This window comes from Hungatella sp. SB206 (genome assembly GCF_051132295.1).
GTDB classification, from domain to species: domain Bacteria; phylum Bacillota; class Clostridia; order Lachnospirales; family Lachnospiraceae; genus Hungatella; species Hungatella effluvii.
Genome location: NZ_CP096603.1, coordinates 3,083,049 through 3,105,018, shown reverse-complemented (window position 1 = coordinate 3,105,018; position 21,970 = coordinate 3,083,049). Strand labels below are relative to the sequence as shown.

The 21,970-nt window shown below is 51.0% G+C and carries 20 protein-coding genes; 17 read left to right on the top strand and 3 right to left on the bottom strand.

All coding sequences use genetic code 11. From position 1 onward, the window contains the following. Positions 1–8: 8 nt before the first annotated feature. Entirely contained in the window at positions 9–1,496 is a 1,488-nt protein-coding gene (locus M1L66_RS13505; protein WP_434694244.1) for a recombinase family protein, read from the bottom strand. Between the two features lie 119 nt (positions 1,497–1,615). Here M1L66_RS13505 and M1L66_RS13500 point away from each other — a divergent pair, with 119 nt between their 5' ends. The 17 genes from M1L66_RS13500 (at position 1,616) to M1L66_RS13420 (ending at position 20,118) form a co-directional block, all read left to right on the top strand. Next, a complete protein-coding gene (locus M1L66_RS13500) occupies positions 1,616–1,834 on the top strand; it encodes a hypothetical protein (RefSeq protein WP_058118389.1) in 219 nt (72 codons plus the stop codon). 128 nt (positions 1,835–1,962) lie between these two features. Next, the gene (locus tag M1L66_RS13495) at positions 1,963–2,907 is read left to right on the top strand and encodes a DUF6017 domain-containing protein (RefSeq protein ID WP_058118388.1); all 945 of its coding nucleotides are present in this window, start codon (positions 1,963–1,965) and stop codon (positions 2,905–2,907) included. A 36-nt stretch (positions 2,908–2,943) separates the two neighbouring features. Continuing rightward, on the top strand, positions 2,944–3,417 hold the full coding sequence (locus tag M1L66_RS13490) for a PcfB family protein (RefSeq protein WP_002604484.1): 474 nt from the start codon (positions 2,944–2,946) through the stop codon (positions 3,415–3,417). After that, positions 3,414–5,198, top strand: coding sequence for a VirD4-like conjugal transfer protein, CD1115 family (locus tag M1L66_RS13485; RefSeq protein ID WP_070087586.1), 1,785 nt, complete (start codon positions 3,414–3,416; stop codon positions 5,196–5,198). Before M1L66_RS13490 ends, M1L66_RS13485 begins: the two co-directional genes overlap by 4 nt. A 63-nt stretch (positions 5,199–5,261) precedes the next feature. Beyond that, positions 5,262–5,477 (top strand): Maff2 family mobile element protein, encoded by a 216-nt coding sequence (locus M1L66_RS13480; RefSeq protein ID WP_003508243.1) that lies wholly within the window; start codon positions 5,262–5,264, stop codon positions 5,475–5,477. 82 nt (positions 5,478–5,559) lie between these two features. Further along, positions 5,560–6,411: a VirB6/TrbL-like conjugal transfer protein, CD1112 family gene (locus M1L66_RS13475; RefSeq protein WP_003431220.1), complete on the top strand. Its 852-nt coding sequence runs from the start codon at positions 5,560–5,562 to the stop codon at positions 6,409–6,411. Positions 6,412–6,427: 16 nt separating this feature from the next. Further along, positions 6,428–7,324 carry a radical SAM protein gene (locus M1L66_RS13470; RefSeq protein ID WP_171898515.1) on the top strand — a complete coding sequence of 299 codons (897 nt, stop codon included), beginning with the start codon at positions 6,428–6,430 and terminating at the stop codon, positions 7,322–7,324. A 1-nt stretch (position 7,325) separates the two neighbouring features. After that, positions 7,326–7,718: a PrgI family protein gene (locus tag M1L66_RS13465; protein WP_006774460.1), complete on the top strand. Its 393-nt coding sequence runs from the start codon at positions 7,326–7,328 to the stop codon at positions 7,716–7,718. Further along, on the top strand, positions 7,678–10,074 hold the full coding sequence (locus M1L66_RS13460) for a VirB4-like conjugal transfer ATPase, CD1110 family (RefSeq protein WP_087221613.1): 2,397 nt from the start codon (positions 7,678–7,680) through the stop codon (positions 10,072–10,074). Before M1L66_RS13465 ends, M1L66_RS13460 begins: the two co-directional genes overlap by 41 nt. Next, positions 10,071–11,027, top strand: coding sequence for a DNA-methyltransferase (locus tag M1L66_RS13455; RefSeq protein WP_044942460.1), 957 nt, complete (start codon positions 10,071–10,073; stop codon positions 11,025–11,027). The genes M1L66_RS13460 and M1L66_RS13455 overlap by 4 nt, the downstream gene beginning before the upstream one ends. Then, positions 11,024–12,991 carry a C40 family peptidase gene (locus M1L66_RS13450; protein WP_044942463.1) on the top strand — a complete coding sequence of 656 codons (1,968 nt, stop codon included), beginning with the start codon at positions 11,024–11,026 and terminating at the stop codon, positions 12,989–12,991. Before M1L66_RS13455 ends, M1L66_RS13450 begins: the two co-directional genes overlap by 4 nt. Before the next feature lie 21 nt (positions 12,992–13,012). Then, complete coding sequence (locus M1L66_RS13445; RefSeq protein WP_003508256.1) at positions 13,013–13,279, top strand: DUF4315 family protein; 267 nt, start codon at positions 13,013–13,015, stop codon at positions 13,277–13,279. Then, positions 13,269–13,994: a DUF4366 domain-containing protein gene (locus M1L66_RS13440; protein WP_044942466.1), complete on the top strand. Its 726-nt coding sequence runs from the start codon at positions 13,269–13,271 to the stop codon at positions 13,992–13,994. Before M1L66_RS13445 ends, M1L66_RS13440 begins: the two co-directional genes overlap by 11 nt. Next, the gene (locus tag M1L66_RS13435) at positions 13,991–16,066 is read left to right on the top strand and encodes a type IA DNA topoisomerase (RefSeq protein WP_044942468.1); all 2,076 of its coding nucleotides are present in this window, start codon (positions 13,991–13,993) and stop codon (positions 16,064–16,066) included. The genes M1L66_RS13440 and M1L66_RS13435 overlap by 4 nt, the downstream gene beginning before the upstream one ends. Continuing rightward, complete coding sequence (locus M1L66_RS13430) at positions 16,063–16,431, top strand: cysteine-rich VLP domain-containing protein (protein ID WP_002584962.1); 369 nt, start codon at positions 16,063–16,065, stop codon at positions 16,429–16,431. Before M1L66_RS13435 ends, M1L66_RS13430 begins: the two co-directional genes overlap by 4 nt. 125 nt (positions 16,432–16,556) lie before the next feature. Further along, entirely contained in the window at positions 16,557–19,904 is a 3,348-nt protein-coding gene (locus tag M1L66_RS13425) for a YodL domain-containing protein (RefSeq protein ID WP_058118381.1), read from the top strand. Between the two features lie 4 nt (positions 19,905–19,908). Then, on the top strand, positions 19,909–20,118 hold the full coding sequence (locus M1L66_RS13420; RefSeq protein ID WP_002584960.1) for a transposon-transfer assisting family protein: 210 nt from the start codon (positions 19,909–19,911) through the stop codon (positions 20,116–20,118). Between the two features lie 201 nt (positions 20,119–20,319). Here M1L66_RS13420 and M1L66_RS13415 read toward each other — a convergent pair whose 3' ends face one another. Both M1L66_RS13415 and M1L66_RS13410 read right to left on the bottom strand, forming a co-directional pair. Next, positions 20,320–21,654, bottom strand: a complete 1,335-nt coding sequence (locus M1L66_RS13415) for a relaxase/mobilization nuclease domain-containing protein (RefSeq protein WP_044942473.1) — start codon at positions 21,652–21,654, stop codon at positions 20,320–20,322. Then, on the bottom strand, positions 21,615–21,944 hold the full coding sequence (locus M1L66_RS13410; RefSeq protein WP_002584958.1) for a plasmid mobilization protein: 330 nt from the start codon (positions 21,942–21,944) through the stop codon (positions 21,615–21,617). The genes M1L66_RS13415 and M1L66_RS13410 overlap by 40 nt, the downstream gene beginning before the upstream one ends. Between the last annotated feature and the right edge of the window lie 26 nt (positions 21,945–21,970).

Sequence of the window (21,970 nt, the reverse complement as noted above, 5' to 3'; positions counted from 1 at the left end):
TCGGGCGGTTATTCGGGCAAGTCCACCTTGCCAACAAAAGAATAATAAATCTCAATGTCCTGCCTACGGGTCTTGTTCTCGTCATAGCTGCACTCATGCACAACGATTTTCTCTACAAACTCCCGCAACAGAGTAGGGGTAAGTTCTTCAAAGCTGGTATGCCGCCGAACAACATTCATAAACTTTTCTGCGTTCACGGTGGCTTCCTGTGCTTTGGAAAGCTCCGCTTGGATAGCAGCGGCTCTTTCTTTCAGCTCCCGTTGTTCTGCTTCATAGTCTGCCGACAGCTCTGTGAAACGCTCGTCTGATATGCGCCCGGTCACGCTGTCCTCATACAGCCGCTTGAAAATAGCGGATAACTCGGCTATGCGTTTCTCGGTGGCTTCCAGCTCCTTTTTCTTGGCGGCGTTCCTGCGCTTGCCCCCGTCCTCGTTCTGCTCAATCAAGAGCTTCATAAACCGGGCTTCATGCTTTGCCGCATAGCTTGTCACTTTCCGCAGATTGGAGAGTACGCCAGCGGTCAAGAGGTCGGTGCGGATAAAGTGCGCCGTACAGTCATGGGTGCGTTTCTTGTAGTTGCCGCAGATATAACAGTCCTGCTTGCGCTTGTCCGTCTGGTATCGCTGCTGATACATGACACTACCGCAGTCCGCACAGAACAGTATGCCGGAGAACAAGCCCACTTCATCATAGCGGTTTGGGCGTTTGCGCTGTTTGCGAAGCTCCTGCACCCGTTCCCATGTTTGGGTGTCTATGATAGGCTCGTGGTGGTTCTCGAAAATCACTTGCTTTTCCGGGGGATTTTCTACACTGTGCTTGACTTTGTAAGAAAGTTTTTCTGTCTTGAAATTTACCAGACAGCCTGTGTATTCCCGGTTTTCAAGGATATGCACTACGGTATTGGTCGCCCACTTGCACTCATAGCCGGGGTGGTAGCGGCGGGTGCTGCCCGTCCTGCGGTATTCAAGCGTTCCCGGCGTGGGGATTTGCTGCTCTGTGAGCATACGGGCTATCTTGGTCGGACCATTCCCGGCAAGACAGAGGTTGTATATCTGCTTGACTACGGGTGCAGCTTCCTCGTCAATGATGAAATTTTCGTCCTCGTCCATGAGGTAGCCATACACAGGCTTGCTTGTGATGGGCTTGCCACTCATGCCTTTTGAGCGTTTTACCGCCCGTATTTTCTTGCTCGTATCTCTCACCAGCCATTCGTTAAAGATATTCCGCAGCGGGGCAAAGTCATTGTCGCCCTGTGCGCTGTCCACTCCGTCATTGATAGCGATGAAGCGGACGCCTTTCTGTGGGAAAATCATTTCCGTGTACATTCCCACTTGCAGGTAGTTTCGCCCTAACCTCGACATATCCTTTACGATAACTGTCCCGACTTTTCCGGCTTCAATGTCCGCAAGCATGGCTTGAAAACCGGGTCTTTGAAATAATGAGGTGTGATAGCGATAGCGGCAAAAAGCTAATAAAATCAATGGTTTTGCGGACAGCGGATAGACAGGGAATGTGTTAAAAACTGAATACGCACACAAGCGGCGTTACCTTAACCCCTTTTGGGGAGAAAGTAACGCCGTTTTTTTATGCCCGCAGGAAAGGAGGTACAGCCGGAATGTATTTCATAAAAGGCAAGCAGCGGGCATTTGAACTGCTCATGCAGCAGAAGCCGGGATTTGACCGCTATCAATCCGGTTGTGCCGGAGATGATGAAGATTGCGGCACTTGCCGTTTCTACCGCCCCGGGTGGAAATATGAGTTTTGCGTTTTCAAAGAGTGTCCCTATTGCCCCGGCAAAAGGACGCGGAAAACGCCCGCCAGCATGGACAAATAGACGGGCAAAAGCCCTTGTGTCATGCGGCTTTGCAGACGCGAAAACGGCAAAGGGCATATTGCAATACCAAAACAGCCGAAAACGGCTTTCTAATTGTCCACGCAGACCAAGAGAGGAAGTGAGGAAAAATGGCAGTTTTCAGAGTGGAGCGAAATACGGGATATACCGTTATGAGCAACCACCACTTGCGAAACAAGGAATTGTCCTTAAAAGCAAAAGGCTTGCTTTCGCAAATGCTGTCCTTGCCGGAGGATTGGGATTATACCCTTGCGGGCTTATCCCATATCAACCGGGAGAAGATCGACGCAATCCGCGAAGCGGTAAAGGAACTCGAAAAAGCCGGATATATCGTGCGCAGCCGGGAACGCGACGAAAAGGGACGCTTGCGGGGCGCGGATTACGTCATATACGAGCAGCCGCAGCCGCGAGAGCCGGAAGCAGCTACCAGCGTCGGACAGCCGCCTATATTGGATTTACCTGCGTTGGAAAATCCAACATTGGAAAATCCAACGTTGGAAAAACCTACGCAGGAAAAACCTACGTTGGAAAATCCAACGCAATTAAATAAAGATATATCAAGTAAAGAAAAATCAATTACTGATTTATCAAGTACCCATTCCTTTCCATTCCATTCCCTAAATCCCTTGCCCTTTGAGCAGGGCGAAGCGGCTTCGCCGCCGGAAAGGAAAAGAACGGAAGCGAAAAGCAATAGCGCAGTAGAGATTTACAGGGAGATTATCAAGGACAATATCGAGTATGACATTCTCATTCAAGACCCCAAAATGGACAAAGACCGCCTAAATGAGATTGTTGACCTCATGCTGGAAACCGTCTGCACAGCGCGAAAGACAATCCGTATTGCCGGGGACGACTACCCCGCCGAACTGGTGAAATCCAAATTTTTGAAGCTGAACAGCAGCCATATTGAGTTTGTTTTGGATTGCATGAGGGAGAACACAACCAAAGTGCGCAACATCAAGCAGTATCTAAAAGCGGTGCTGTTCAACGCGCCGAGTACCATTGACAGCTACTATACCGCCCTTGTCAATCACGACTTATACGGCGGCGAATGAGCATAGCCGCATTTTACCGGGAAAGGAGTTGATACCTTGCAGGAGGAAGTAACCCAAAAAACGATTGCCCTATACGTCAAAGTGGGAAAAGGCGCGGCGCGGCTTACCGAACAGGCGTTGCAGAAAGCAATCCAAAAGTTTTTGGAGCAGAAAAGCAAGCCCGCGCATGGGAAACAGACCATGCGGCAGCTTATGAAGCAGAACGCGGGTGTTTCCAACATCGAGATCACCGACAGCAATATTAAAGCCTTTGAGAGTACGGCGAAGAAATACAACATAGATTTTTCGCTGAAAAAGGTTAAGGGCGAGCAGACCCGCTACCTTGTGTTTTTCAAAGGCCGGGACGCAGACGTTATGACCGCAGCGTTTCAAGAGTTTTCCGCAAAGAAGCTGAACAGGGAGAAAAAGCCCTCTATCCGCAAAGCCCTTGCCGCTGCAAAGGACAAGGCAAAGCAGCTTAACGCCGCCCGCGACAAGGTAAAGAAAATGGACAGGGGGCGCGAGATATGAAGCAGATTAACTACAAAAAGCTAATACTTCCGAATATCCCCTATGTGTTCTTTGTCTATCTCTTTGATAAAGTCGGACAGGCGGTGCGGCTTGCCCCCGGCGCGGATATTTCCGCAAAGATACTGAATATCACGCAGGGATTTTCCGCAGCCTTTGAAAGTGCCTTGCCGAGCATTTACCCGCTGGATTTGCTTGTCGGCATTGTCGGCGCGGTGATTATCCGCTTGATTGTCTATGTCAAAGGGAAAAACGCGAAGAAATACCGCAAGGGCGCGGAGTACGGCTCTGCCCGATGGGGAAACGCCGAAGATATTAAGCCCTACATAGACCCGGAGTTTCAAAACAACATCATTTTGACACAGACGGAACGCCTTACCATGAACAGCCGCCCGAAGCAGCCGAAGTACGCAAGAAATAAGAACGTCGTCGTGATCGGCGGCAGCGGCAGCGGAAAAACAAGGTTTTTCGTCAAGCCGAATTTAATGCAGCTTCATTCCTCTTACGTCTTGACAGACCCGAAAGGTACGGTTTTGATTGAGTGCGGGAAGCTGCTGCAACGGGCGGGCTACCGCATTAAGGTACTGAATACGATTAACTTCAAAAAATCTATGCACTACAACCCCTTTGTGTATATCCGCAGCGAGAAAGATATTTTGAAGCTGGTAAACACGTTGATAGCGAATACCAAAGGCGAGGGAGAAAAAAGTGCGGAGGATTTTTGGGTAAAAGCGGAAAGGTTATTGTATTGCGCATTGGTTGGCTACATCTGGTATGAAGCCCCCGCCGAGGAAATGAACTTTATTACCCTGTTGGAACTTATCAACGCCAGCGAAGCCCGCGAGGACGACGAGGAATATCAAAGCCCCGTCGATCTGCTGTTTGCCGACTTGGAAGAACGCGACCCCGACCATTTCGCGGTGAAGCAGTACCGAAAATATAAATTGGCGGCGGGCAAAACAGCAAAATCAATCCTCATTTCTTGCGGTGCGAGGCTTGCGCCTTTTGATATTAAGGAATTGCGCGATCTCATGTCCTACGACGAATTAGAACTTGACACGTTAGGCGACAGAAAGAGCGCACTTTTCCTCATAATGAGCGATACGGACAGCACGTTTAATTTTGTTATCGCTATGCTGCAATCGCAGCTTTTCAATTTGCTTTGCGACAAAGCGGACGACGAATATAACGGCAAATTGCCTGTTCACGTCCGCTTTTTGCTTGACGAGTTTGCGAACATCGGACAGATACCCCGATTTGATAAACTGATTGCCACAATCCGCAGCCGGGAAATGTCCGCTTCTATCATTCTGCAATCGCAGAGCCAGCTAAAAGCCATTTACAAGGACGCGGCAGAAATCATACTTGATAATGCCGACAGCACCTTGTTTTTGGGAGGACGTGGGAAAAATGCAAAGGATATTTCGGATAACTTGGGACGGGAAACAATTGACAGTTTCAACACTTCCGAAAATCGCGGCACGCAGGTTTCTCATGGACTTACTTATCAAAAATTAGGAAAGGAGTTGATGACACAGGACGAAATAGCAGTTATGGACGGTGGGAAATGTATTTTGCAGCTACGCGGTGTACGTCCCTTTTTAAGCGACAAATACGATATAACGAAACACCCGAACTACAAATACCTTTCCGACTTCGACAAGAAAAACGCTTTTGATGTGGAACGGTATATGTCTACCCGCCCGGCAATAGTAAAGCCCGATGAAGCCTTTGACATATACGAAATAGATTTGTCCGACGAGGACGCAGCCGCCGAGGAATAACGGCGGCATTTTCATTTTCAACAACATTTTTTGAGCCGCAAAGCGGCAGAAAGCGAGGTTTATATGGATTTCTTTAACAGCGCAGTTGGTGTATTGCAGACTTTGGTTATCGCGCTTGGCGCAGGTCTTGGCATTTGGGGGGCTATCAACCTCATGGAGGGTTACGGCAACGACAATCCGGGCGCAAAGAGCCAGGGCATGAAGCAGCTTATGGCGGGCGGTGGCGTCGCGTTGATCGGCGGCACCCTTGTTCCGCTTCTTTCCAAACTTTTTGGATAATGCCTAAAACAAATACCACCCGCCGCGCCCTCTCGGAAACGGGAGGGCGCGGGAAAGGAGGGATTAACTTTTGATATGGCAGATGATTGAAGATTGGTTTCGCGGCATTTTGACAGACGGGATTTTATCGAACCTCTCCGGCTTGTTTGACAGCGTAAATACAGAGGTTGGAGAAATTGCAACGCAAGTCGGCACGACCCCCGCCGGGTGGAACGCGGGCATATTCAACATGATACGCAGCCTTTCGGAAAACGTCATTGTACCGATTGCGGGCGTTATCATTACCTTTGTCATGTGTTATGAACTAATCCAGCTTGTAATTGAAAAAAACAATCTGCACGATCTCGACACTTGGATTTTTTTCAAATGGATTTTCAAAACCTTTGTTGCGGTGCTGCTGGTAACAAATACTTGGAATATCGTCATGGGAGTTTTTGACGTTACGCAGAGCGTCGTCAATCAGAGCGCGGGGGTTATCATATCCGATACAAGCATAGACGTTACCACTGTCATTACCGACATTGAAGCAAAACTCGACGCTATGAGCGTGGGCGGTCTTTTGGGGTTATGGTTTCAATCCCTCTTTGTAGGGCTTACCATGAAAGCCCTGTCAATCTGCATTATGCTTGTGGTGTATGGGCGCATGATTGAAATATATCTTGTAACGAGCGTTGCCCCTATCCCGATGGCAACAATGGTAAATCACGAATGGGGCAGCATGGGACAGAATTACTTAAAATCTTTGCTTGCGCTTGGTTTTCAAGCGTTTTTGATTTTGGTGTGTGTCGGCATTTATGCGGTGTTGATACAGACAATCGCAGCGACCGACGACATATCCGGCGCGATCTGGGCTTGCATGGGCTATACCGTCCTCTTGTGCTTTACCCTTTTCAAAACAGGGAGCCTTGCAAAGAGCGTCTTTTCGGCACATTAAGGGGGTGAGTTATGATTTGAAAATCGGCTTAATCGACGTTGACAGCCATAATTTCCCCAACCTCTGCTTGATGAAGCTATCCGCGTATCATAAAGCAAAGGGGCATACGGTGGAATGGTGGAACACAAAGGAGCGGTACGACCTTGTATATAAAAGCCGCGTCTTTACGGACACCTATTCCAAAGACACGATAACCGTTACCAACGCGGAACAGGTCATTTTCGGCGGTACGGGCTACGACACGAAAAACCGCTTGCCGCCGGAAGTGGAACACAGTTACCCGGATTATTCAATCTACCCGCAGTTTTTCGGGATTGCTTACGGCTTTTTAAGCCGGGGTTGTCCGAGAAATTGCGGGTTTTGCATTGTCAGCGGTAAAGAGGGACGCAAAAGCGTTAAGGTTGCGGATTTGTCCGAGTTTTGGAAATGGCAGCCGGAAATAAAAATCATGGACGCTAATCTGCTTGCCTGTCCCGACCATGAAAATCTCATTGAGCAGCTTATACGAAGCCGCGCATGGGTGGATTTTTCGCAAGGGCTGGATATTCGCCTTGTGAACAGGGATAATGTCAGCCTGTTAAATCGGGTACGGATAAAAGCGGTACATTTTGCATGGGATAATCCCGACGAGGACTTGACCGGGTATTTCCAACGTTTTTTGGATTTGACAGCTATTAAGAGCAGCCGCCAGCGGCGCGTGTATGTTCTTACCAACTACGGCAGCACTCACGAACAGGATTTATACCGCGTGAACACCTTGCGGGCTATGGGCTTTGACCCGTATGTGATGATTTACGAGCGTCCAACCGCCCCGCCTGTTACCCGCCATTTGCAACGGTGGGTAAACAACAAGCGGCTTTTCTATGCTGTTCCCCGCTTTGAAGATTACATTCCGGGCAGAAAGGAGGTTTGAAATGGCGTATGTAACCGTCCCAAAGGACTTAACAAAAATCAAAAGCAAGGTAATGTTCAACCTTACCAAACGACAGCTAATTTGTTTCAGCGCGGCGGTAGCAATCGGACTGCCGCTGTTCTTTTTGGTAAAAGGCAGCGTTGGAACGAGCGCAGCGGCATTGTGCATGGTGCTTGCCATGCTGCCTATGTTTTTGCTTGCCATGTACGAGAAAAACGGGCAACCGCTGGAAGTGATTATTCGGCAATTTGTGGAAGTGAAGTTTCTTCGCCCCAAAGAGCGACCTTATCAGACCAACAATTTTTATGCCGCCCTTGCGCGGCAAGAGCAATTAGATAAGGAGGTACGGGCGATTGTCAAAGGAAAAGAAAAACACCCAAAACGAAAAGCGTAAACTTTCCCGACAGGAAAGAAAACAGATAGATACCCTTATCCGACAGGCAAAGGGCGACGGGAAGCCCCATACGGCGCAGGACAGCATACCGTTTGAGCGAATGTATAAGGACGGGATTTGCCGCCTTGCAAACGGGCGGTATTCCAAGTGCATTGAGTTTGAGGATATAAATTATCAGCTTGCGCAGCCGGACGACAAAACCGCCATTTTTGAAGCCCTTTGCGATATGTATAACTCGTTCGACGCTTCTATCAGCGTGCAGCTTTCCCTAATCAGCCGCCATGCGAACAAGGACGATTTTAAGAACAGTATCACGATTGCACCGCAGAATGACGACTTCGACAGTATCAGAGCAGAATACACCGAAATGCTTAGGACGCAGCTTGAACGCGGAAACAACGGGCTTATCAAAACCAAGTTTCTCACCTTTACCGTTGAAGCAAAGGACATTAGATCGGCGCGGGCGCGTCTTGCCCGCATTGAAACGGACACCCTCAACCATTTTAAGGTGATCGGCGCGGCGGCGCGGGTATTGGACGGGAAACAGCGTCTTGAAGTGCTGCATGGGATTTTTCACCCGGACGGGGAACGCTTTAACTTTGCGTGGGAATGGCTACCCGCAAGTGGGCTTTCCGTCAAGGACTTTATCGCCCCGTCCTCTTTCCGATTTGGCGACGGGCGAATGTTTCAAATGGGCGGCAAGTTTGGTGCGGTTTCCTTTTTGCAGATCGTCGCGCCGGAACTCTCCGACCGTATGCTTGCCGACTTCATGGACGCGGAAAACGGGATTATCGTTAATCTGCACATTCAGAGTATCGACCACAACGAAGCAATCAAGACGATTAAGCGCAAGATCACCGACCTTGACCGCATGAAGATTGAGGAACAAAAGAAAGCAATCCGCAGCGGCTACGACATGGATATTATTCCGTCTGACCTTGCCACCTACGGCGGGGAAGCAAAAAACCTACTCCGCGATTTGCAGAGCCGCAACGAAAGAATGTTTCTGCTCACGCTGCTTGTCTTAAACCTTGCAGATACCAAGCAGAAATTGGATAACGAAGTATTTGGGGCGGCGGCAATCGCACAGAAATACAACTGCATTTTGACCCGCCTTGACTACCGGCAGGAACAGGGGCTTATGTCCTCTATCCCGTTGGGGGAAAACCTTATCCATATCCAGCGCGGCTTGACGACCAGCAGCACCGCCGTTTTCGTTCCCTTTACGGTGCAAGAGCTGTTCCAAAGCGGCGAAGCATTGTATTACGGCTTAAACGCCCTTTCCAACAACATGATTTTGTGCGACCGAAAGAAGCTGAAAAACCCCAACGGCTTGATACTCGGCACACCGGGCAGCGGCAAAAGTTTTTCTGCAAAACGCGAAATCACAAACGCTTTTCTTATCACGTCCGACGACATTATCATTTGCGACCCCGAAGCCGAATATTATCCCCTTGTCGGACGTTTGAAAGGACAGGTTATCAAGGTTTCGCAGAACAGCACGCAGTACATTAACCCTATGGATATTAACCTCAATTACAGCGAGGGCGACACGCCCATAGCCTTAAAGAGCGATTTTATCCTTTCCTTTTGTGAGTTGATTATGGGAGGTAAAAACGGGCTGGAAGCTGTTGAAAAGACCTTGATTGACCGCGCTGTTATCAGCGTGTACCGCAACTACCTTGCCGACCCGAAGCCTAAAAATATGCCGATTTTGGGCGACCTCTACGACGAAATCAAGAAGCAGCCGGAAAAGGAAGCGCAGCGTATCGCGGCGGCATTGGAACTCTATGTAAACGGCAGCTTGAACATTTTTAACCACAGGACAAACGTTGACATTCATAACCGCCTTGTCTGCTTTGATATTAAGGAACTCGGTACGCAGCTTAAAAAAGTCGGTATGCTTATCGTCCAAGACCAAGTATGGAACAGAGTAACGGTAAACCGCAGCGAGGGCAAGGCGACGCGGTATTACATCGACGAGTTTCATTTGCTGCTCAAAGAGGAACAGACCGCAGCGTACAGCGTTGAGATTTGGAAGCGTTTTAGAAAGTGGGGCGGTATTCCGACAGGTATCACCCAAAACGTGAAAGATTTGTTGTCGTCCCGCGAGGTGGAGAACATCTTTGAAAACTCGGACTTTGTGTATATGCTCAACCAAGCCCAGGGCGACAGGGAAATCCTTGCAAAGCAGCTTAACATTTCGCAGCAGCAAATGACCTATGTAACCCATTCCGAAGCGGGCGAGGGGCTTATTTTCTACGGCAACGTGATTTTGCCCTTTATTGACCGTTTCCCGCAAAATACAGAACTCTATCGCGTCATGACGACCAAACCCGGCGAGGTGTCGGCATGAGGATAGAAACGGACAAAATCTATTGCGGCGACAGCTTGCAGGTACTTCAAACCTTGCCGGATAACTGTATGGATTGTTGCGTAACGTCCCCGCCCTACTATGCTTTGCGCGATTACGGCACAGACGGGCAGATCGGGCGGGAAGCAACGCCGGAGGAATATGTTTCCCGCATTACGGCGGTTTTCCATGAGGTAAAGCGGGTGCTTACGCCGGAGGGTACTTGTTGGCTGAATATCGCGGACACTTATTGCGGCACAGGCAGCAAAGCCGACCACCAAGACCCGAAATACCCCAAAGGCAGGAACGGGCAGCAAGTGGCGGTAAACCACCGCGCCCCCGGCTGCAAGCCGAAAGACCTAATCGGTATTCCGTGGCTTGTAGCCCTTGCCTTGCGGGGCGACGGTTGGTATTTGCGCAGTTCTATCATTTGGCATAAGGGGAACCCCATGCCGGAAAGCACGCGGGACAGGCCGACCCGCTGCTATGAATATGTGTTTCTGCTTACCAAGTCAAAGAAGTATTTTTACGATTGGCAAGCGGTAGCCGAGCCGATAGCCCTCACAACGGCGGGTCGGCTGAAAAGCGGAGTTAGCAAAGGAAACAAGTATAACGTTACTGTTCCGGGGCAAAACCAACCGCAGAAAATCAACCGCCCCCGCGAAAAGGGCGCATACGCCGATGAGTTGATATGCCCCGTCCGCAGCCGCCGCAACGTTTGGCAGATCAACACAGCTTCCTATCGCGGCGGGCATTTCGCAGCTTTCCCGCCGAAACTTGCGGAAACGTGCATTTTGGCGGGCTGTCCCGTCGGCGGGATTGTCCTTGACCCGTTTTTAGGCAGCGGAACCACCGCAGCGGCGGCAAAAAGCCTTGACCGCCGCTATATTGGTATTGAGATCAACCCCGAATACTGTAACCTTGCGAAACAGCGGATTGGAGGTGAAAGCCCATGAGCAAGGAATGGAAAGCCCCGGACAAGGTAACGCAGAAAATGACCCGCGACGGTGCGGTTGCGGAAAACCTCACGACGGGCGAAACGTCCAGTATCAGCGAAAGGCCGCAGGAGGAAAACTATTCAGCCCCCGCAGGCGCGGCAGCGGAAAAGGTTGTGCAGCATATCGGCGCAGAGATTGAGCGACACGCAGCAAAAGGCGCGGAGAAAAAAGCCCTTGACGCGGCGCAGCCTAAAACCCATTCTTCCCGCTTGCAGTTTTCCGAAGCGGAACGGGCAACGCCGGACCTGCAAAAGGCAATCAAAAAATCCGATACGGCGGCTGACCGTTTAGACAAAGCGCGGGCAGCTATCCCCAAACAGACCAAAATCAAGAAAGAGCGCGTTTTTGACGAAGCCAAAGGCAAAGCAAAGACGCGCCTTGCTTTTGAAAAAACGGATAAGCCCCCAAACGGCAAGTTGCGTCATAACCCGTTATCCCGTCCGGCGCAGGAATTGGACGCCGCCGTACATGGAAAAATCTATGAGGTGGAGAAAGAAAACGTCGGTGTGGAAAGCGGACACAGGATAGAACTTGTGGGCGAGAAAGCGGGCGGCATGACGACGCGGGCAGTAAAACGCGGCATACGCAGCCATAAGCTGAAACCTTACCGGGCGGCGGCAGCAGCCGAGAAAAAGGCAGCAAAGGCAAACGCCGATTTTCTCTATCAAAAGGCGCTGCATGATAACCCCGCCCTTGCGCACTCTAACCCGATTTCCCGTTTTTGGCAAAAGCAGCGCATTAAAAAGCAGTATGCAAAGGCGTTGAAAACGGGCGGCAAGGTGAAAAAGACCGCCGAAGCCACCGCAAAGGCAGCAAAGAAAACGGCGCAGGAAACCAAACGGGCGACGTTCTTTGTCGTCCGGCATTGGAAAGGCTGTTTGATCGTGGGCGGGATTGCCTTTATCGTGCTTCTGTTTTTCGGCGGTTTGTCCTCTTGTTCCCTGTTCGGCGGCAACAGCGGAAGCGGCTTGATTGCGTCGTCCTATCTCTCCGAGGACGCGGATATTACAGGCGCAGAAAGCGCGTATGTCGCTATGGAAGCCGAGTTACAGGATATGCTGGATAACATCGAAAGCGAATACCCCGGCTATGACGAATACCGGGTAACGGCTGACGAGATCGAGCATGACCCGTATGTGCTAATCTCTATCCTCTCCGCTTGGCATGAGGGCGTGTTTACTCTCGATGAAGCGCAAAGCACCCTTGAAATGCTCTTTGATAAACAGTATATCTTGACGGTTACGGAGGAAGTCGAGGTACGCTACCGCACCGAAACGCGGACGGACAGCGAGGGCAACGAATACGACGTTGAAGTAGCCTATAACTATTACATTCTCAATGTGGATTTGGAAAACTTCAACCTCTCCCATGTTCCCGTTTACATTATGGGCGAGGAACAGCTATCCATGTACGCTATGTATATGTCGTCGCTTGGGAACAGACCCGACCTTTTCCCGCAATCCGGCTATATTTCAAAATACTATGAAAACCCGCCAGCGGATTATGAAATCCCGCCCGCCTATCTGGAAGATGAACAGTTTGCGCGGCTCATTGAGGAAGCGGAAAAGTATGTCGGTTTTCCTTATGTGTGGGGCGGCAGCAGCCCGGAAACCTCTTTTGATTGCAGCGGTTTTGTTAGCTATGTGCTGACGAACAGCGGCCTATACAATACGGGCAGACTTGGGGCACAGGGGCTTTACAACATTTCAACCCGCGTTTCCAACCCGCAGCCGGGGGATTTGGTTTTCTTTACGGGTACATACGACACACCGGGCGTATCTCATGTGGGTATCTACGTTGGCGAGGACGGGGACGGAAGCCCCGTCATGCTGCATTGTGGCGACCCGATACAATACGCAAAACTTGATACAAGCTATTGGCAATCCCATTTTTACGCCTATGGGCGGCTACATTACAACTGACTTTGAAAGGAGTTTATTTCTATGGCAAACACGAAACTTGACCGTATCGAACGGGATATTGAGAAAACGAGGGCGAAAATCCTTGAATACCAAAAAAGACTGAAAGACCTTGAAGCGCAGAAAATCGAGGAAGAAAATGCGCAGATCGTTCAAATGGTGAAAGCGGTACACCTTGACGGGGCGCAGCTTGCCGCGTTCCTCTCCGCTTACGCCAGCGGCGAAATTGCTTTGCCGCAGCCGGACGCAGACTATACCGACGAACAGGAGGAAACCGAAGATGAAGCATAAAAAACTGTTCCGCAGCGTTACCGCTTTGCTTGCCGCCCTTGTACTCATGGGCGGCTTTTCTGTTACCGCTTTTGCGGGCGGCGGTGACGTGAGCGACGAGCCGCCTACCCCCGTAACCGAAACCGAGCCGGAAGAAACGACGGGCGGCTATGAGCCGCAGCCTTTAACGCCGGAGGGCAACATGAGCCTTGTGGACGACATAACGGGCGAAGCGTCCGGCGATAAGCAGTTTATTACCGTCGTTACGAAAAACGGAAACTATTTTTACATCATCATTGACCGCGCCGAGGACGGAGAAAACACCGTCCATTTCCTCAATCAAGTTGATGAAAAAGACCTTTTGCAGCTTATGGAGGACGAACAGACCGAAGCCCCCGCTTGTAGCTGTACTGAAAAATGCGTTGCCGGAAGCGTCAACACCGATTGCCCCGTTTGCAGCGTCAATATGAGCGAGTGCGCGGGCAAGGAAGCCGAGCCGGAGCCGGAAGAAACCGAGCAGCCGGAGCCGGAGGAAGATAAAGGCGGCGGCATGGGCGGTGCTATTCTGCTTGTCGTGCTGCTTCTTGCCGCAGTAAGCGGCGGCGCGTTCTATTACTTTAAGATTATGAAGCCCAAAAAGGACGCGGCAAAAGGCAGCAGCAACCTTGACGATCTCGATTTTGACGAGGACGACGAGGAAGAATTAGAAACCGAGCAGGAGGACGAGGAAGTATGAAACTTGTAATTGCAGAGAAACCGAGTGTCGGGGCGGCGATTGCCGCCGTTATTGGCGCGAATGAAAAGCGCAGCGGATATTTTGAGGGCAGCGGCTACCTTGTGTCGTGGTGTATCGGGCATTTGATTAGCCTTGCAGACGCGGCAACCTACAACGAGCAGTACCGAAAATGGAAGTATGACGATCTCCCCATTGTCCCGCAGGATTGGCAGTTTACCGTTGCCAGCGGCAAGGAGCAGCAGTTTTCCGTACTCAAAGACCTTATGCAGCGCAGCGACGTTTCCGAGATTGTCAATGCGTGCGACAGCGGGCGCGAGGGAGAACTCATTTTTCGATTTGTCTACGAACAGGTAAATTGCCAAAAGCCCTTTTCCCGCCTTTGGATTAGCAGCATGGAAGAAAGCGCAATCCGCGAGGGCTTTTCAAACCTCAAAGACGGGCGCAGCTATGACAACCTCTATCAATCCGCGCTTTGCAGAGCAAAGGCAGATTGGCTTGTCGGGATTAACGCGACCCGCCTTTTCTCTATCCTCTATCACAAAACGCTGAATGTCGGCAGAGTGCAGACGCCCACCCTTACCATGCTGGTAAACCGCGACTATGCGATCAGCAGCTTTAAGAAAGAAAAATATCATGTTGTCCGTCTGGACGCGGGCGGTGTTTCGGCTTTGTCCGAAAGGCTGAACGAAGAAGCGGCGGCGCAGCAGATGAAAGCGGCTTGCGAGAAATCGCAAGCCGTTTGTACTTCCCTCAAAAAAGAGAAAAAGACCGTTGCACCGCCGAAGCTGTTTGACCTTACCGCGTTGCAGCGCGAAGCCAACCGCCTGTACGGGTTTACGGCGAAACAGACCCTTGATTATGCGCAAGCCCTCTACGAAAAGCGGCTTTTGACCTATCCCCGCACCGACAGCAAATATATCACTTCCGATATGCAGCGCAGCACAAAGGAACTCATTACCGGGCTTTGTTCGCTGCTTCCCTTTATGCGGGACGTGAAGCTGCAAGCAGACCTTACAAGGGTTTGCGACAACAGCAAAGTAACCGACCACCACGCTATTTTGCCGACAGCCGAGTTTTTGAAAACGGGCTTTTCTTCCCTTACCGACAGCGAAACAAAACTTATGACCCTTGTATGCGCGAAGCTGCTTTGCGCCGCAGCCGCGCCCTATGAATATGAAGCGGTTACGGCGGTTATCTCTTGCGGCGGTTATACCTTTACCGCAAAGGGAAAGACGACGCTTTGCGAGGGGTGGCGTGAGATTGAAAAGCTGTCCCGCGCCGCGTCCGAGGAACAGGACGAGGACGCAGAGCCGGAAACCGTTTTGCCGCCGCTTGCCGAGGGGCAGACCTTTGACAATCCGGCAGCGGAGATCTCCGAGCGTTACACGCAGCCCCCAAAGGCATTTACCGAAGATACGCTTCTGTCCGCTATGGAGAACGCGGGCAAGGAAGAAACGCCGGAGGACGCAGAGCGCAAAGGGTTAGGCACTACCGCAACGCGGGCGGGTATCATTGAAAAACTCATTAGCGCGGGCTTTGCCGAGCGCAAGGGCAAAAAGCTAATCCCCACAAAGGACGGGTATAACCTTGCCGCTATCCTGCCCGAAGTCCTTACGTCCCCGCAGCTTACGGCAGAATGGGAAACCCGCCTTACCGGGATTGCCAAAGGCAGCGACAGCCCGGACGATTTCATGCGCAGCATTGAGGAAATGACAGCGGGGCTTGTCAAGACCTATTCCGCGATTTCCGAGGATAAAGCGAAGCTGTTTACCCCGCAGCGGGAAGCAATCGGCACTTGCCCCCGTTGCGGCGCGGCGGTTTACGAGGGCAAGAAAAACTTTTACTGCTCCGACAGGGCTTGCAGCTTTGTGATGTGGAAGAATGACCGCTTTTTTGAGCAGCGCAAAAAGGCTTTCACAAAGGCGATTGCCGCCGCCCTTTTGAAAGACGGAAAGGTAAAAATCAAAGGTATGTACTCGACCAAGACGGGAAAGACCTTTGACGGAGTTGTGCTGCTTGCCGACACAGGCGGCAAGTATGTAAACTTCCGCGTCGAGCAGAACCGAAAATGATAAGGCTTGATGAAAAGCAATACCGCGCCGTAAAGAAAATGACCCGCGCCGCTTGTGCAAACAACGATTGCGGGAATTGTCTGCTGCTGGACGACGGGGAAACTTGCGTTTGTGTGCAGAGTATCAGCTATTCGCTGCTATGCCGCTATTTCCGCGAAGCGGTATTACCCGCCGACAGGCAGCTTTGCGAACAGATCACCCGCAGCGGGGAAACCGATTTGAAGCGTTGCGCGGTATGCGGCAGCACGTTTGCGGCGGGCAGCAACCGGGCGAAATACTGCCCCGATTGCGCGGCAAAGATACGCCGCAGACAGAAAGCCCAAAGCGAGAGAAACAGGCGTTTACGGATAAAAACAACTACATAGCAAGCACAGCAAACGAGTACCCGTTTGCGAGAAATGCCCGCGCTTCCCATAGAGAGCGCGGGCATTTTGCTTGTTGGGATAGTCCCAAACCCTTATATGACCGAGAAAGGACGTGATGAAAGAATATGCCGTATTCCTCATACGACCATGACAAATTGGAAACCGCCGAAACCATGCGGATAGAACGCCGGATATATTTTGAAGCAAAGGACAGGGAGATTGCCCCTTATGCTTCCTTGCCGATTGCGCAGCTACTTTCCATGCGCAGCGAAAGCGCGGCGGCAGAACAGGCGATTTTTGACGACCTTAAAGAACGCGCCGCCGCATGGGAAGAACAGGCGGGAAGAACGCTTTTGCTGGATAAAACACTTGAATATGTGAGAACGCCGCACGTCCAGCACACCGCTAACGAGTGGCAGACCACCGAGCATAACCGCCATATTCGCAGCAACCGGGTATATCAGATGAATTACTACATTTACGAGAATACCCGCTACGACAAAGAAGCGCAGAAATCTATCCCGTATTCATGGACGCTTACATGGAGCGTGCGCACCAACAGCCCAAGCAGAACCCAAGCGAAGATTGCCGGACAAGATAGAAAGGTTTTCACCGACAAGGCAGCTATGGAAAAGTATCTGAATGGGCGTATCAAAGCGTATGACCGTCTGTTTACGGAAATCTCCCCGCCTATCCCGCAGGAGTACGCCGACTATTTCAAAGTAAACGGTATGCTCATGCCGGACTACACCATAGAGGGCGAAGAACCCCCGCAGCAGCAACAGGCGGCAGCTATCCCCGAAAATACCGGGCAGGAAAAGGAGCGTGAACACATGAGCGAACAGTTTTCTATTATGATAGGCAACCGCAGCCGCTTTGACGCGGGCGACCCCGGCGGCTATTGGCTGGATATGCCCGCCACAAAGGAGCAGTTGCACGAAGCTATGCGGAACGTCGGCATTACCGCCGACAACCCGCAGGATTTTTCCATTCGCGGCTATTCCGACGACCCGGAGAAACATATTGCCTTGCCTTATGAAATGGTATGCGCCGCCGACGTGGACGAACTCAATTTTCTTGCGGCGCGGCTCGAACAGCTTGACCCCGCCGAGGTTGGCAAGCTGAACGCAGCCTTGCAGCAGAAAAACGGGCTTGCAAATATTGGACAGGTAATTGACTTCACCTACAACGTGGATTTCTACGTCCATATCCCCGAAGTACATAACTACCACGATTTGGGCGACTATTACTTAAATCAATCCGGCATGGTACAAATGCCCGAAGAATGGAAAGGCGGCATTGACCTTTCTACTTTTGGCAGGAACGCTGCCGCGCAGGAAAAAGGCGCGTTTACCGAGTACGGCTATATCGTGGAAAGCGGCGACGAGTGGGAACGGCAGTTTGAGGGGCGCGAAGTGCCGGAAGAATACCGCATTATGAGTTACCCGCAGCCGGAGCGCGGCGAACAGGACAAAGCCTATATGGACGCAGCCGAAACGCAGCAAGCAGACGCACAGGCCGCAGAGCCGCAGCAGCCCCGCCCCGTCGTCCCCATTATCCTTACTTCCGAAAAGCCCGCCGAAAAGGTAAAGGAGATCACCGCGCGTTTGGAACAGGGCGTACAGGCGATTTTTGACAGCGACCGCTACAAAGAGTTTCTTACTGCCATGTCGAAGTTTCACGATTACAGCTTGAATAACACTATCCTAATTGCCATGCAGGGCGGCAATTTGGTAAAGGGCTATTCACAATGGCAGAAAGAGTTTGACCGCCATGTAAAGAAAGGCGAGAAAGGCATTAAAATCTTTGCCCCCGCGCCCTACAAGGTGAAAAAGCTGGTTGATAAAATCGACCCCGAAACGAGAAAGCCCATGCTTGACCGCGAGGGAAAAGTGGTAAAGGAAGAAAAGGAAATCACCGTCCCCGCCTTTAAGGTTATAACCGTCTTTGATATTTCGCAGACCGAGGGCAAGGAGTTTCCCGACCTTTCCGTTAAACCGCTGCTTGCCGATGTGGAGCAGTACGAGGATTTTTTCGCCGCCCTTGAAAAAGCGTCCCCCGTCCCGATTGCATTTGAGCAGATCACAAACGGCGCAAATGGGTATTTCAGTTTGACCGACAAGCGTATTGCAATCAAAGAGGGCGTGAGTGAATTACAGGCGGTAAAGACCGCCATTCACGAAATCGCCCATGCGAAGCTGCACGACGTAGACTTAAACGCCCCGCCGGAGCAGCAAAACCGCGTTGACCGCCATACCTGCGAGGTAGAAGCGGAAAGCGTCGCTTATACGGTTTGCCAGCATTTCGGCCTTGATACTTCCGATTACTCTTTCGGCTATGTGGCTGGTTGGAGCAGCGGCAAGGAAATGACCGAGTTAAAAGCGTCCCTTGAAACAATACAGACCACCGCAAAGGAACTCATTACCGAGATTGAGGGGCATTTTACCGAGTTGCAGCAGCAGCGGCAAGCCGAGCAGGAGCAGGGCGATACCTTTTCCATTTATCAGTTAAAGCGCGGGGACGAAACAAGGGACTTGCGCTTTGAGCCTTATGACCGTCTGCAAGCGGCTGGACTTACCATTGACCGGGTAAATTATGAACTCGTCTATACTGCACCGCTTACAAAGGATATGACGCTGGGCGACATTTGGGAAAGGTTTAATATCGACCACCCCGCCGATTTCAAGGGGCATAGCCTTTCCGTTTCCGACATTGTTGTGCTTCATCAGAACGACGAGGACACCGCCCACTATGTAGACAGTATCGGTTTTCAGCAAGTGCCGGAGTTTTTGCAGGAGCAGCAGACCCCCGTATTTGACAAGCTGCCGCCCGAACAGCAGCAAGCCTTGTCCGACACCGTACAAGACACTTTGCAAATGCTGGTTGACGCAGACAAGCGGATTTATGGCGACGTTACGGGCAAGACCCTTGAAGCAATCGCGGCGCAAGGATATTCCTACAAGGACGGGCAGCTTGAAAAGCAGCAGCCGGAAGCGACCCCCGACAGCCTTTTGACGGGTGAAACCGTCAGAACGCCGAGGGGCAATTTTCATATTACCGATATGAGCCGTGAACAGATCGAAGCGGCGGGATTTGGTTTTCACCATGCGTCGGAGGACGGGAAGTATCTCATTATGGGGAATGGCACACAGGCTTATGCCATAGCCGCCGAGCAGCCGCAGCGGGATAATCCCTTAAAGCACGTCGAGGACACCATAGAGCAGAACGACAACAATTTTGACGGGCTTATCAACAATACGCCGCAAACGCCCACCGTTGCAGATTTTGAGCAGCGGGCAAAGGCGGGGGAAGCGATTTCCGTTACCGACCTTGCAAAAGCGGTAAAAGCCGAGAAACGGGAACAGCCGCAGAAAAAACCGTCCATTTTGAAGAAGCTGGACGAATACAAGAAACAGGCGGCGCAGCAGCCGAAAGATAAACAGAAAGAGCATAAAAAGGATTTGGAGGTTTGATAGCATGAATACCCGCTTTACCATTGAGGAAGAAAACATTGTTGCGATCTACGCCGAGGACAGCCGGGAAACAACGCTTGAAAATATCCTTGCCGCCATGCCCTACATGGACGAGGATATGCGCCAGCTTGCCGCCGCAGCGGTGAACAAGCTGCAAGCCATGACGGACAGCGAGTTTTCCGAAAGGGAGTTTATCTTGACCGACGAGGAATAGCCCATAGAAAACAGGGGCGCGGTTGCCGATTTCCGGCACCGCGCCCCTGTTCTTTTTTTGTCCTTGCGTGGACAATTAGAAAGCCGTTTTTGCGGGTTTGAATATACTTTATCGTCTATGCTGTTTCCCCGCGCTGGAAGCCGCAGAAACACAGGCGTTTTCAGCCCTTAACGTTCCACTTGCCACCCCATGTTTTGCGCCTTATCGCTCCTGCTCCCGCGCCCTGCTTTGGGACGGGTAAAGAATACTATCGACGTTCTTTTTGACAATGCCGTATTCTTGCATTTGCTTTTTCGCTTGGCGGTAATCCTCATACAATTTGCTTTTTCTGTCGTTTAAGCTGCTATACTCCTTGCGCAGCGCGGCGAGATCGGGCAGCTTCTTTATCTGCATTTCCTTTAATGCCCTTGCCGCAGCTTCAAACAGGATAATTTCGCTTTCATGCCCCCGCAGATACTTTTCCTTGTCCCGCGACTTCTTGTATTCCTCGTAAATCGGTTTTAATTGTCGGTATGTGGTCGTGTGCTTGATAAGCAGCGACAAATCAGACATACGCTGCTCTACGTCCTTAACCGCCCTTGCCGCCGCGTCATGGGCGGTCATAATATCGGCTATCTTGCTTTCAAGTTCGCTATAATACTCAATCTTGTTTTCGGTTAGGAAGTTCATGCTTTTAGCAGCCTGTTTCAGATTATGGATTTTTGCCCACCGTTCATAGCCCGCCGACTGTTGGGCTTTGATACTGTTTTCAAGATCGACGACAAGCCGGATTTTCTTATCTTCCCGCAGCGTTTTTGTTTTGGCAACATACACGCCCTTGATACGCTCCTTTATCGCTTCTTCCGTATAGGCCGCGCCGAGCGTCTTTGTGCGGGTAAACCGTTCCTGTCCGGCAGCGCGAAAGGAAATGTATTTGCCCTGTTTGATTTCATACCCCATTTCCTGCAAGCGGCGCAGCAGTTCGTCAAAATCTTTCACTTGGGGAATGAGAGTATCTATCGCCGTTTTCAGCTTTGCTTTGTAGCTTGTCCCTTGCTTTTCGGCGGTGTATTCTGCATAGCTTTTTCCCTTGTCCTGTCCCGGTACGACGACGGATAGCCCATGCTCTTTACATATCCTGTCGCTGGTGCGCCGGATAAAGTGATAGCTTTGCTTGTTGGAATGGTACTTTTTGTAGTCAACGAAGCTAACCGCGTTGAAAATCAAGTGATTATGCAGATGGTCTTTATCGACGTGAGTTGTCAAAACAAACTCATACTTGCCGCCTAATACCGCCCCGGCAAGTTCCATGCCGATTTTGTGCGCTTCTTCCGGTGTGGTTTCTCCCACCGCAAAGGATTGTATCAAGTGCCGCCCTAAATGTGTGCCGCGATCTCCGGCAGCTTCCCGCGTCCATGCAAACTCAATATCGGCGGTTTCCAGCCCGCAGCCGAAAGAGGACGCAAGCAGCTTCCCGTCTGTCTTTTCGGGATTTAAGATATAGTCTATCGCAGCCTTTAAGGTTGATTTAATAGGGTGCGTCTTTGTAACCGCCATATCTCGTCCACCGCCTTTTTAATGTCCTCTATATCCTGCCTGTAAACCGTCCCCGTCGCATTGGCGCGTTTTGCAATCTGGTTGATGTTCCGGCTCACCGCTTGCAGTTCCCGGATATATGCTTTTGTGTCGCTTCGGTCAACGACAAGAATATACCCGTCTATCGCCATTTTACGGAAGTATGCCCCATACTGCTTTATGGGAAGCTGCTTCATCTTCTCGTCGATCAGCCGCTTTTCTTCTTCCGTAACGTAAAACTTCATCTGTATATTTCTCTTTCGGTTTTCCATTTCCGCACCGCCTTTCGGTATAAGGG

Excerpts from the sequence above, each read along its gene's own strand:
- M1L66_RS13500 (WP_058118389.1), top strand. The coding sequence starts at position 1,616 with ATGTATTTCATAAAAGGCAAGCAGCGGGCATTTGAACTGCTCATGCAG.
- M1L66_RS13495 (WP_058118388.1), top strand. The coding sequence starts at position 1,963 with ATGGCAGTTTTCAGAGTGGAGCGAAATACGGGATATACCGTTATGAGC.
- M1L66_RS13485 (WP_070087586.1), top strand. The coding sequence starts at position 3,414 with ATGAAGCAGATTAACTACAAAAAGCTAATACTTCCGAATATCCCCTAT.
- M1L66_RS13480 (WP_003508243.1), top strand. The coding sequence starts at position 5,262 with ATGGATTTCTTTAACAGCGCAGTTGGTGTATTGCAGACTTTGGTTATC.
- M1L66_RS13475 (WP_003431220.1), top strand. The coding sequence starts at position 5,560 with ATGATTGAAGATTGGTTTCGCGGCATTTTGACAGACGGGATTTTATCG.
- M1L66_RS13465 (WP_006774460.1), top strand. The coding sequence starts at position 7,326 with ATGGCGTATGTAACCGTCCCAAAGGACTTAACAAAAATCAAAAGCAAG.
- M1L66_RS13455 (WP_044942460.1), top strand. The coding sequence starts at position 10,071 with ATGAGGATAGAAACGGACAAAATCTATTGCGGCGACAGCTTGCAGGTA.
- M1L66_RS13450 (WP_044942463.1), top strand. The coding sequence starts at position 11,024 with ATGAGCAAGGAATGGAAAGCCCCGGACAAGGTAACGCAGAAAATGACC.
- M1L66_RS13445 (WP_003508256.1), top strand. The coding sequence starts at position 13,013 with ATGGCAAACACGAAACTTGACCGTATCGAACGGGATATTGAGAAAACG.
- M1L66_RS13440 (WP_044942466.1), top strand. The coding sequence starts at position 13,269 with ATGAAGCATAAAAAACTGTTCCGCAGCGTTACCGCTTTGCTTGCCGCC.
- M1L66_RS13435 (WP_044942468.1), top strand. The coding sequence starts at position 13,991 with ATGAAACTTGTAATTGCAGAGAAACCGAGTGTCGGGGCGGCGATTGCC.
- M1L66_RS13430 (WP_002584962.1), top strand. The coding sequence starts at position 16,063 with ATGATAAGGCTTGATGAAAAGCAATACCGCGCCGTAAAGAAAATGACC.
- M1L66_RS13425 (WP_058118381.1), top strand. The coding sequence starts at position 16,557 with ATGCCGTATTCCTCATACGACCATGACAAATTGGAAACCGCCGAAACC.
- M1L66_RS13420 (WP_002584960.1), top strand. The coding sequence starts at position 19,909 with ATGAATACCCGCTTTACCATTGAGGAAGAAAACATTGTTGCGATCTAC.
- M1L66_RS13415 (WP_044942473.1), bottom strand. The coding sequence starts at position 21,654 with ATGGCGGTTACAAAGACGCACCCTATTAAATCAACCTTAAAGGCTGCG.
- M1L66_RS13410 (WP_002584958.1), bottom strand. The coding sequence starts at position 21,944 with ATGGAAAACCGAAAGAGAAATATACAGATGAAGTTTTACGTTACGGAA.